This window comes from Actinoplanes sp. NPDC021490, assembly GCF_055562135.1.
The window spans coordinates 153,682-164,469 of sequence record NZ_JBVHFW010000026.1; the positions used below are offsets into that span (position 1 = coordinate 153,682).

The following is a 10,788-nucleotide window of genomic DNA, read 5'->3' on the forward strand; positions in this document are numbered from 1 at the left end:
CCTCGGCGGCCAATCCTTGTTCAAACTTTCTGTACGTCTTCAAGGCGGCCCGAAACGGGCCGCTCACTCCGTCGCCGAGGGCAGCGCACCGCCGCCCGCGGGGGGATGCGGGCGGCGGCACGCTAACCGCTCCCCGGCGACACTCGTGGAGAGCGCAAGAGAGTCGGGCCTGCCGAAGGACTGACAAAAGTCCTGAATGAGGTCTTGGCGGGCGGCCGACCGGCGGGGCCTGGGCGACGCGGCCGAGCTGCCCGCGCCTGGCCGTAGTTCGCGTGACGGTCTGGGAAGTGGTCGCGGCTACTGCGCCTCCGGCGGGGGCACTCCGGCTCCGGGATGGTCGCGTACCCCGTCACCCTCGCCCCGGGCAAGCCGAGCAGACCCCCGCCGGCGCCCACCGGCCTGGGTGCCTAGTGTCAAGGCCGTCTTGACGCGGCGGGCGCCGGCGGTGCCCCGCTCCCACGTTGGGCGGGTCGAGGGTGACGGGATGGCAGAGCGCCAACAAGGACTCGCAGTCCAGCCCGAGGGGACCTACGTCTTTCTGTGCGTATGATTCTCCCCGTGTCAGCGACTAACTGCCCCTTCTGCCAAGCACTGGTCAACTTCGGTGAGCGGGTAGGGGACGGGAACCTTCCACCAGCGCTCGGCCATCCCAACGGTAATAGTCGGCGGATATCCGTTCAGCAATGCAACAATGAAAATTGCCGTATGTGGGTCGTCGCGTTCATGCAAGGGGACAACATCCTAAAAATGTGGCCCGAACATGTCGGCGGTAAATCATTCCCGGACGTCCCTTCTCACATCGGCGAGGCGGCCGACGAGGCGTACCGCTGTTACAGCATCCACGCATACCGCGCGTCTACCTTGCTAGCTCGTTCGGTGATCGAGGCTACGGCGAAGCAGATAGGCATCGTGAACGGTCAGCTATTCAAGAAGATCGAGGGATTGCACGAGCGGGGACTTATCCGTGAATTCGTCCGTGATGGCGCTCACGAGGTTCGCTACCTAGGGAACGACATGGCCCACGGTGACTTCGTAGACCCGATCGATGAAGAGGACGCAGAGTTGGCGCTGTCGCTGATGGACGAAGTGCTAGAGGAAGTCTTCCAAGCGCCAGCTCGTGTCAACGCTGCTCGGGCTCGCCGACTCGCCAAATCGCAAGTCGCACCGTAGTCCGCCGTAGGGGATTCGACGGACAGCGCAGGACGGCGCGCCCAGAACTTACAAGCGAGGGGTTGAAGGGCGGTTCAAGGTCGTGAGCTGACGGACATCGATCGAAGGTCTTCACTATGGGCTTCCATGTCAGTACTGTCCGTAGGCGTGGCATCTCGAACATCTACGGCGCTATGGCGCTACTGGGGTCTGATCCCCTTCGCCATCATCATCATCTCGGTAGGCACCGCAAGCGGCCTCGGCCCAGGCACCTATCTCATCCTCATCGGCCTTCTCGCGTTCTACGTACTGTTCCAGGCTCCCGTGTGGTGCGGAGCGGTAAACCGCTCCACAGGGAAGGGGCCTGTTCAGTACTGCCGGAACAACTCGTCGGGCCTCTTGCTCGGGTGCAGCCGGGTGCGTCAGCACAAGTCGCAGAAGCTGAAGAGCTTGTGGTGGACCGCGAGGTGGCGTGAGAACACGCAAGGGTTGTGGGTAGGCCCGGCGGCGAAACTTGCGACGCTCACTGGGCTCATCGGCACCGTCACGGGCATCTATGGCATGTTCAAGGGCTGAGTGACTAACTGAGTGACAACTCGGAGCTGCGAATCTGGACGAGCACGGACGTTGACGGACCGTTCCCGCTGCTCACAACACCTATCGATGCAGGCAGGTGCGCCATGGTCGTTCCTTGACACGGAAGAGGTCACTGGTTCGATCCCAGTATCGCCCACGAGATGCAGGGGCCGTGTGTTCGCTGAAAGCGCGAACCTCGGCCTCTCGTCATGTCTGCTCAGGGGGCCGAGCCCCCTGAAACCCCACGGTGCGATGGTCACGCTCCGCCGTCCGGTGTCGGCGTCCGAACCACAGTTGCGAGCTGATGTCGCGTCGGGTGACTGCCGTCGATGGCCGTCTGAGCCCAGGTCGTTGACTTAAAAGCGACGTGGGCGCCTGCACCTCCGCGCAGGCGCCCCCAACTCTGCTCAAGCGCCCACTCGTCCGCGTGGCGCTCGCACTCTGCTCAGGCGGTGAAACGGGTGCGGCGGCGACGGGCCGTCACATACGCGCCCGCGCCCGCGGCCAGCAGCACCGCTCCCAGCGCGGCAGCGATCGTCGCGTCGGCGCCCGTGACCGGCAGGCCACCACCGTCGCCGCCGCCTTGGCCCGGCGCCGGGGCACCGGTCGCTGTCCCGCCCGGGGTTGGGGTCTCGCCCGGCGCCGTCGGCTCACCCGGGGTCGTGGGCTCGCCCGGCGCCGCGGTCCCGGTCGGTGCCGGCTCCCCGGGCGTGCCCGGGGGCGTGGTGGTCGTCGGCGCGCCCACCGTCAGCGAGCCCGCCACCAGGAGGCCGGAGCTGACCGGCACGCCGCTGCCCGCGGGGATCCGCCGCGGCACGTTGATGCCCTTCGAGTGCGCGTACATCCCCGGCAGCTGGCGCAGCGCATCGGTCACATTCTCGGCACCCGGGCCGGCCCAGAACGTGGCCCGGAACGCGTACCGGTCGGCGAGCTCCCCCTCGGGCGCCATCAGACCGGTGTCGACCAGCTCGTACGTCTGCCCCGGCTCCAGCTGGAAGTTGTGCACGTCGCAGAACATCTCCGGTCCGTAGAAGACGTCGCGCGAGATGCCGCCCCCGCCGTAGCGGCAGTTCACGTCGGGCGCGGACGGCCGCCACCTCAGGCCGCGGTCCCCGGCGAGCGCGAACGTCAGATCGGAGACCGTCTCCTTGCCACGGTTCGTCACCTGCAGGACGACCTGCGCCTTCTCGGTCCCGTTCCGGACGGTGTAGTCGGCGACGGGCGGCCCGGCCACGACGTCCACATCGGTGAGTGTCAGCTTCGCTGTCGCCACCACCGGCTCGTACCCGTCGGCCTCGACCGTCACCTTGACCGTGCCGGAAGCCCCGACCACCGCACCCGGTTTGGGCTTGGCCGACAGCTGCGGCAGCCGCCACGTCCCCGGCGCACCCATCGCACCGAGGTCACAGCTCACCGAGCACTCCCGCGCGACGACTGAGACCGTCGCAAACCCGGCGACCCCGCCGGCGTCCACATCGATCCGTACGTCATCGAGCGACTGGGGCGCCGAGGCCGCCGGAACCATCACGGCCGGAACGAAGGACCCCGTCACCGCCGACACACCGACATCCGGAACAACAAGCTGGAACGGCGCCCCCGACGGTGCCGCCACAGCCGGCGACGGCACAGCCAGGGCGGCGAAGCCAACAGCGGCAGCCGCCGCCAGCAAACGATGAAGCTTGAACACAATTCCCCCATGATCGATTGAAACATCGACCGTTCTATGCGAACAGGACCGCGCCCGGCATCGGCCTTTCGGTTGCCGCTGCCGCAATTTGAGCCCGTCGTCACTTTCCGCAGACGGACCGCTCCCCTTCGCCGTCGCCCACGCCCCGCCCTCGCGCCTCGCCACCGCCCTCGCTCCGCCGCCATCTTGTCGCTGTCGCTGTCGGCGACCTTCACGTACATCGCAATGATCCGGCCTCAGCAACGGCGATTTCGGCCGCAGCCGATGCTTCGTCGATGTCCCGGTGACGGGCCTTCAACGATGCGATCCTGGCCGAGATGGTTCAGATCCCGACTCATGGACGTGGCCGTGTGGGTACGTTGCTGGACGTCGTCGGCTTCTCCCGCGAGCTGGATTGCCTTCAGGAAGAAGCGCTCCACCAGCTGGGGCGCGTCACCGGCGTCGAAGCACGCCCAACCAGCGAGGTCACCGAGGCGGGCGGCGGAAGCCTGTCAACTGCGCCGTGTGGCGCCAGAAATGGCACGCTGATTTCCAGCTGACGGCGGTCGTGGCGCGTCGCTACCGCGCCAAGTACGGCACGCCGCTGCTTCCGGCGCGGACCGTAGTAGTGGGGGACGCGCCGAACGACATCGCCTGCGCCTGGAACGCGGGGTCCGGGCTGTGGTGGTTGCTCACCGGGCCAGCCGGGAGGAACTGGCGGGCTACGAGCCGGACGCGGTGCTCGACCGATTGGACCCTGACTTGCTGGTGTCGACGATCGCCGGCCTCACGTCGGCTGATTGAGTAGAACCGGCCTTGAGGTTTTTGCGCGCCCGCACGGTGCCCCCGGACGACAGCCCGCACGTACAGACGGCGGGTGCCGGTGGATGTTGTTGTCACGACGCATTCACGTCTGCGAGTAGATATGATTCAGCGAGCACATTCCGCCTGCAAGCCCACTTGGAATCGTCCGCACGCTGCACACGTGCTGACCCCCAAAGATCCCGGACAACTCCTAGTTGACGGCAATGCTACCCAGCATAATCCGCATGTCATTGACAGAGATCGAAGTTCTGATCACCGGCACGATGTGACCGAGTGCGTCCGCCGGTGCGCGCTCGTCTGCTCGGAGACCGCCGAGAAGGCCAGGACGAGCGAGACGATCCCGGCGCGAAATCTTGCCTGATTGTCGTGGCACCCTTGAACCCGGAACCGGGTTGCCGCGATGCTGGCTACAACTCATCGCAGAGGAGTACCGACCCGTGACCGCCAGCCAGCCCGCAGAACTGGGCACCACGCTCAAGCGGCGCATCGTTCTCGGAGGGCTGGCGACAGCAGCCTTAGCTGCGGCAACCGCAGGGTGCCCGAGGCGGCCGCAGCTGCGAGGGCAGCTTTACATCGCTACAGGCGGTCGGGGCGGGGTGTACTTCCGGCTCGGGCAGGGCATTGCCCAAGCTCTCCGGGAGCGATATCCGGATTGGCGGCCGGAGGTGCTGGAAACCGCAGCCTCGAGCGCCAATATCAACATGGTGAATTCGGGCGGCGCGGACGTCGGCTTCACTCAGGCTGATGTCCTTGTCGGCGCCGACGTGGCTCCGCGTATGCCGCTGATGGCGTTGTCGCGGCTGCATGACGACTACCTGCATCTGGTGGTCCGTGCGGACGGCCCGTTGCGCTCGTTGCCGGATTTGCGACACCTGCGGGTCTCATTGGGTGCTATCGGTTCGGGCACGCAGGTAACTGCACATCGACTTTTCGACGTCGCGGGGATGACCGCAGACACGACGGTGAGCAACGTGCCTATGGGCGTCGACGAGGGAGCGGCGGCGCTGGCCAGTAGAAGCATCGCTGCCTTCTTCTTCTCCGGCGGCCTGCCGGTGAATGCCACTGCAGCGCTGAGCGCTCGTACAGCTATCCGACTTCTGTCGTTGGGGCAGTACGTGCCTGCCTTACGCCAGCGTTACGGGGAGGTCTACGTGGAGCGGACCATTCCGACGTCCACGTACGGCATCAAGTCGGTGAGCACCGTCGCGGTGCCTAACTATCTGGTGGCCTCGGAGACCATGGCTGAACCTAAGGCGTACGCGCTGACGAAGTTGCTGATGGGTCAGGTGAAGTCTGTTGTCGCAGCCCACCCGGCGGCAGAACGCTTCAACCCGCGCAGCGCCATCGAGACTGATCCTCTCGTACTGCATCCTGGCGCAGTGCGCTACTTCCGCGACAGCAAGCCGTGACAGCATCGTCGTGACATTCCCGCTTGTGGGTGTCATGGTGCGGCTTCCGCATCGGCGTCGTCCAGGTCAGCGGCTGCCAGGATGATGTCCACATGAAGGCCTTTGCCGCTGTCTGCGCTGCGGAGCCGGAGGCTCCCGCCGGCTGCCGTGGTTAATGCTATGGCGATGGACAGACCCAGCCCGTATCCCTCGATATTCTGCGCGCTCGGCGCACGCCAGAAGCGCTCAGCAGCCTGCTTCAACTCCTCCGGGGTGCAGCCTCTTCCGTCATCGATGACGTGCACGTGTGGGTAACTGCCGCCGGTGACGCGAGTGGTTACGGTACGCGCGCCGAACTTCAGCGCATTGTCGAGCAGGGCATCGAGCGTCTGCTCTAGTCCTGTTTCAACACTGTTCACCAGGACGGGCTCGGCGGGGACGTCGAGACGGAGGGCGACAGCACGTGCCTGGGCGGAGTGCTGCCATGCTTTGATGCGGGCGCGGGCTACCGCGACCGCGTCGACGGGCTCGGTGTGGTGGCCGCCGCGTTCAGCACGCGCCAGGCTAAGAAGCCCCTCCAGCATCCGGCTGAGCCGGTCCAATTCCTCGACAGCGAAGCGGTATTCAGCTCTTCCGTCAGCACTTAAATGTTCTTCACCGAGCGCTTCCAGGTGAAGTAACAGTACGGTCAGCGGGTTGCGCAGTTGGTGACTCGCCTGGGATACGAACGCTCGTTGACGAGCCAGTGCCTCGGTGACAGTGCCCGCCATATCGTTGAAGGTTGTGGTGAGGCCGCGTAGCTCCGGAGGGCCGACAGCCGGTACTCGAATGGTGTCCTTTCCTGAGGCGAGGGCCTGTACCGCCGAGTTCAGCCGGCCTACGGGCCGCAGTGTCCATCGTGCTAGCGCGGCGGCAGCCAGCGCGCACAGTGCGATCGGGATGAAACAGGCCGTAGCCAGTATCAGCCAATTGCGCGTGGTGACCGACCGCAGGTGCTTGGTCGGTGACAGCAGGACTACTGCACCGACCACCTCTTCATTGCTGCGCACTGGCGCGGCCACGGGTAGCCACGACGGTCCCCACGGCCAGATGCGGGTACCCGCGCCGACCTGCTCGCCGGCCAGCGCTCGGCGGACGATAGAGGCACGGCTCATGCCTGTTTGCCCACAGCTTTCATCGGGTTCCACAGCCGAGCCGGTGTCCGACTGGCGGGAGTTCGCCACGATGTCGGCATCGGCGTCAACCACGATGGCGCAGATGCCGTAAAGGTCGTCATAGCGGCGCAACGTCGCGGCGAGGGTCGTGGATTCGCCGGTACGAAGAGCGGACTCTGATGCGGCGGCCAGGTACGCCGCGTCCGCCAACCGGTCGGCCGCCACCCGTTCGCTGTCTCTGGCGCCCGAGATTATTGCTAATGGAAGCGCCAAGGCCAGGACTACCGCCACAAGCAGCGACCCGTAGCTAAGAATCAGTTTCCGACGCATCTTCAAGCCTCCAGCGCTATGAGCTGAGAGGCATCAGCTAGTTCGCAGCTGATAACCGACACCACGGACGGTCTTAATTCGGTCGGACTCTCCGATCTTGGCCCGCAACGCGGCAATGTGAACCTCTAGAGAGTGCCTGCCGCCCACGGAGGTCTGCCAGACCGCCAGTATCAGTTCTTGACGCGCCACCACCGTTCCTGCGTGTCGCGCCAACGCCAGCAGAACGTCGAACTCGCGACGAGTCAATAATAGTTCCTGACCGGCCAAAATGACTTTGCGTGCGCTTTCATCAAGCTGCAGATCACCAATCTCCAGCACCGCCGCAGGCTGCGGTCGGCTACTACGCGCGGCGCGGCGCAGCACTGCCTCGATACGGGCTTGCAGCTCCGTCATGGAGAAAGGCTTGACGACGTAGTCGTCCGCGCCGGCTCGCAGCCCGGCTACGCGGTCACGTTCCTCACCACGCGCGGTCACCGCGATGATGGACATGTCGGGATATTCACGCCGCAGCTGCCGACAGACCACCATGCCATCTTGATCGGGCAGCCCCATATCGAGAAGTACGAGATCCGCCGCAGGGGCGGCCAACGCCTCTGCGGCGCTGGTTGTGCACATCACTGTGTAGTCGCGACGACGCAGCGCGCTAGCCAGTGCCGCGGCCACTCGAAGATCATCCTCTACTAGTAGGACTCGCACCGCGCTGACATTAGCCGCTCGATCACCATCCAGTTGTCCCGTCGTCGCGGGCCAGGCACTGGCGCACGTGCTTCAGCACCCCCTCTCTCCTCGTGACCAGCGCAATCGCAAAACTGCAGGTGCCTACAAAATTTTCCTGCACGGCTAGTGAAAGAACCGCTCGACGGGTCGATTTTCAAGAGTTCCTCAAGAAGATGCCGATGACGGCGTCTACGGAGATCTATAGATAGTGTCCTGCTATCACGTTAGTCGATGCGTCAGGTATCCAAGGTGCCGCCTCAGGGCGGACCATGGCTTGCGCACCAGGCCACGTTAGCTGGTCTGTTCATGTTCTTACTTGGAGGCGAAGAGGCGATACAACAAGCCGTATTTTCGACGTTTCTTATTTGCCTAAGTCATTGACCGTAGGCTATTTTTAATCCTCTTAAGGAGATCACGTGAGTTTGATCAAGGGTACGTTCATCGGCCGGGCGGTAGTCACAGTCACCGCCGCCTCCATGATGCTGATCGGCGCGACGCAGGGCGCACAGGCGTCGCCGAGCCAGCAGGCCGCCCCGAACCCCGCGGCTGCCGCCTCGACCGTCGTCACCACCACTGCCACCGTTCAGGGACCTGACCGAGCGTGGTACACGGGTTATGTAAACCAGGACGGCAGCGTGGTGATCGAGAAGATCGCCGGCGAGCCCACGGAGCTGAACCGAGCGAGTGTCTCGCTCAAGCTCAGCAACCGGAAGACCACGGAGATTTACTACGCTGCCCTCGCGGGCGCGACAGCTACTGTCATCGGAATTTGCCAGTCGGTCGCCTCAGGTATTTTCGACACCGCCTGCAGCGTCCTCGGAACGGCGATCGCCGGCGCCATCGCGCGTCTGAGCGCTCCAGGCTCCAACGACTGCCTCGGCATCAAGCTGGAGACCCGCGTGGGACTGCCGCCGTGGAAGTTCTCGGCGGGCTACATCGACTGCAACTGAGCTACCGCATGATGGGGCGGCCGGCCGTCTTTATGCTCTGAACTTCGTCGGCTCCGGTGGCGGGGGGCCCGGCTGACCGCGGTGGCCGGGTTCGCCGTGCCCTGGTAGATCGATAGGGGCGTCTCTTCCCCGTAGAGACGCCCCTATTCGGCTTGTGCTGCTAGTTCGCCCGCTTTAAGGGGCGTCTGGGCCGGTGCCGGTGATGGCGCGCAGTGCTGTCAGATACTCGGCGAAATTTTGCCGGCCTTGGTTGGACAGTGACAGCCAGGTTCGGGGACGTCGCCCCACACTGCCTTTGCGGATGTGTACCAGGCCCGCTTCATGCAAGACGGTTATCTGCCGGGACAGGGCCGGCGCGTTGACTTGCACTGTCTCGGCGACGAATCGGAACTCTGCCTCGTCGACTTCGGTGAGCACCGCCAGGATGGACAACCGGATCGGTGAGTGCATAACCGGGTCCAGGCGGTGGCGTGGATGCGCCGACGTCATCGGCTTGTCCACCACCCCAGCGCGGACCAGATACCGAGCACAACGGCCGCCGACGCCGCATAGGCGCCGAGCCCGCCATCGGAGAACGGCGCCAGGATCAGCGGCCCGGCGATGCTGGCTGCAGCGGCGATCCAGACGGCGCGACGGCTGGGCTTGGCTCGCACGGGCGCAAGATCTTCGATCCAGCGCAGAATCCTCAAGATTATGTAGAGGGACACCGACAAAGCGGCCAGCCAGACCCAGGTGTTGGACACCCACCGGTTCAGCAAGCCAGCCAGGAGCGTTGCCGACGCGCACCAGACGCCGCAAGCGATCATCCAATGACGGGCCGCCCGCTTCGCGCGCTCGGAGGCTGCCAGACGAGCCTGGCCCACACGCTGCAACTCCGGCCGACTGTCGGTCGCGTCGTTCATGGTTCCCGTCCTATCCGCTGATGGCGTGTCTTCGGCAACTAGTTACCAATCTGCCAACCTCTTGCCAGTATGCAGCATTGCGGAAGAAGGGCAACCCCTGTCCGCCCGGAGCGCAAAGCCGCGGAGGCGATGCGATTGATCGGGGAATACCCCGATAGCGCTCGAGCTGATGCTCGTACGACCATGAGGACGACGTGGCCACGTCCGCTGGTAACGACAGGACGGGCCTTCTTGGCGGAGGGAGTAAGCGATCAACGCTGCGATGGAACCGCCACCACGCGTCTTGCGCCGCTCATCAGAGGCCCGGCTCATCGCCGGGATAGCATCCGGCGTCGCCGAGCACCTTAGGGTCCCCGTCCTCGGCGTACGAATTGCCGTCGTCCTGCTTACCGCATTGAGCGGCGTTGGCGCGCTGATGTACGTCGCCCTGTGGGTCGCGCTGCCTCCACCGTTCGATACGCCCACGTCGCGGCGGAACCCCTACGCGATAGCGGCCTACACCGCTCTCGGGCTCGCGACGATTGTGGCCTCGGGTCTGGTGACCGACCAGCACGGCCTCGTCGACGTATCGGCATGGCCGATAGCGGCAGTCGTGGCGGGGGTTTGTGTCATCCGGAATCTGGTCAGGCAGGGCCGCCACCGTGCAGCCTTCCTGCTGCGCTCAGTCGCCGGCGGCGCCTTAATCGCGGTAGGCGTCATCGGAGGCGGCATCAAGATCGCCGGATCACTGCTGATCGTCGCCGCGCTCGTAGGCCTGGTCGCGTGGCTCACCCGCAACCACGTCCACACCGAGCGACTTGCCCGCATTCAACAGCACCGACGCGCTGCAACCTCCACGGTCCTGCATGACCAAACGCTGCAGACGCTAGCGCTTGTCCACCGCAATATCGGTGACAGCCAGGCAATACAGCGACTCATCAGCAAACAGGAACGCGACATACGCCACCTGACGCACCCATCGCGATAAACATCGCGCCGACGACAGCCCTCTGATCCTGGCCGGGCGGCGGACCTGCCCCACTCGTCTCTGGTCGGCGGGACTGTGCCACGAACGGTGTTTCTGGCCCGATTCGCCGGATTTCGGTCCGGCGGGATGGGCACTGTGAGTAATGACCGCAGAGATCGTGGACC

12 protein-coding genes are annotated in these 10,788 nt (G+C 65.0%); 7 read left to right on the top strand and 5 right to left on the bottom strand.

The features are described 5' to 3' along the window. Positions 1-558: 558 nt before the first annotated feature. Together ACZ3I4_RS45315 and ACZ3I4_RS45320 are read left to right on the top strand one after the other, a co-directional pair. Entirely contained in the window at positions 559-1,170 is a 612-nt protein-coding gene (locus ACZ3I4_RS45315; RefSeq protein WP_465388357.1) for a DUF4145 domain-containing protein, read from the top strand. Positions 1,171-1,317: 147 nt separating this feature from the next. After that, a complete protein-coding gene (locus tag ACZ3I4_RS45320) occupies positions 1,318-1,725 on the top strand; it encodes a hypothetical protein (protein WP_465388358.1) in 408 nt (135 codons plus the stop codon). A gap of 445 nt (positions 1,726-2,170) precedes the next feature. Here ACZ3I4_RS45320 and ACZ3I4_RS45325 read toward each other — a convergent pair whose 3' ends face one another. Then, the gene (locus tag ACZ3I4_RS45325; protein ID WP_465388359.1) at positions 2,171-3,277 is read right to left on the bottom strand and encodes an LPXTG cell wall anchor domain-containing protein; all 1,107 of its coding nucleotides are present in this window, start codon (positions 3,275-3,277) and stop codon (positions 2,171-2,173) included. Positions 3,278-3,762: 485 nt separating this feature from the next. On the opposite strand from ACZ3I4_RS45325, the gene ACZ3I4_RS45330 reads away from it, so the two are divergent. The 3 genes from ACZ3I4_RS45330 to ACZ3I4_RS45340 all read left to right on the top strand — a co-directional run bounded on the left by ACZ3I4_RS45330 (position 3,763) and on the right by ACZ3I4_RS45340 (position 5,625). Further along, positions 3,763-3,951: a hypothetical protein gene (locus ACZ3I4_RS45330; RefSeq protein WP_465388360.1), complete on the top strand. Its 189-nt coding sequence runs from the start codon at positions 3,763-3,765 to the stop codon at positions 3,949-3,951. A 121-nt stretch (positions 3,952-4,072) separates the two neighbouring features. Next, complete coding sequence (locus tag ACZ3I4_RS45335) at positions 4,073-4,195, top strand: hypothetical protein (RefSeq protein ID WP_465388361.1); 123 nt, start codon at positions 4,073-4,075, stop codon at positions 4,193-4,195. 458 nt (positions 4,196-4,653) lie between these two features. After that, positions 4,654-5,625, top strand: a complete 972-nt coding sequence (locus tag ACZ3I4_RS45340) for a TAXI family TRAP transporter solute-binding subunit (protein WP_465388362.1) — start codon at positions 4,654-4,656, stop codon at positions 5,623-5,625. Between the two features lie 32 nt (positions 5,626-5,657). On the opposite strand, the gene ACZ3I4_RS45345 is transcribed toward ACZ3I4_RS45340, so the two are convergent. Continuing rightward, the gene (locus ACZ3I4_RS45345) at positions 5,658-7,088 is read right to left on the bottom strand and encodes a HAMP domain-containing sensor histidine kinase (RefSeq protein WP_465388375.1); all 1,431 of its coding nucleotides are present in this window, start codon (positions 7,086-7,088) and stop codon (positions 5,658-5,660) included. Positions 7,089-7,121: 33 nt separating this feature from the next. Beyond that, a complete protein-coding gene (locus ACZ3I4_RS45350) occupies positions 7,122-7,784 on the bottom strand; it encodes a response regulator transcription factor (RefSeq protein ID WP_465388363.1) in 663 nt (220 codons plus the stop codon). Positions 7,785-8,221: 437 nt separating this feature from the next. On the opposite strand from ACZ3I4_RS45350, the gene ACZ3I4_RS45355 reads away from it, so the two are divergent. Then, positions 8,222-8,755 (top strand): hypothetical protein, encoded by a 534-nt coding sequence (locus ACZ3I4_RS45355; protein WP_465388364.1) that lies wholly within the window; start codon positions 8,222-8,224, stop codon positions 8,753-8,755. Between the two features lie 174 nt (positions 8,756-8,929). Here ACZ3I4_RS45355 and ACZ3I4_RS45360 read toward each other — a convergent pair whose 3' ends face one another. Both ACZ3I4_RS45360 and ACZ3I4_RS45365 read right to left on the bottom strand, forming a co-directional pair. Then, positions 8,930-9,256, bottom strand: a complete 327-nt coding sequence (locus tag ACZ3I4_RS45360) for a winged helix-turn-helix domain-containing protein (RefSeq protein ID WP_465388365.1) — start codon at positions 9,254-9,256, stop codon at positions 8,930-8,932. After that, positions 9,241-9,657, bottom strand: a complete 417-nt coding sequence (locus ACZ3I4_RS45365; RefSeq protein WP_465388366.1) for a hypothetical protein — start codon at positions 9,655-9,657, stop codon at positions 9,241-9,243. Before ACZ3I4_RS45365 ends, ACZ3I4_RS45360 begins: the two co-directional genes overlap by 16 nt. Positions 9,658-9,919: 262 nt before the next feature. Here ACZ3I4_RS45365 and ACZ3I4_RS45370 point away from each other — a divergent pair, with 262 nt between their 5' ends. Next, entirely contained in the window at positions 9,920-10,624 is a 705-nt protein-coding gene (locus ACZ3I4_RS45370) for a PspC domain-containing protein (protein WP_465388367.1), read from the top strand. Positions 10,625-10,788 lie beyond the last annotated feature (164 nt).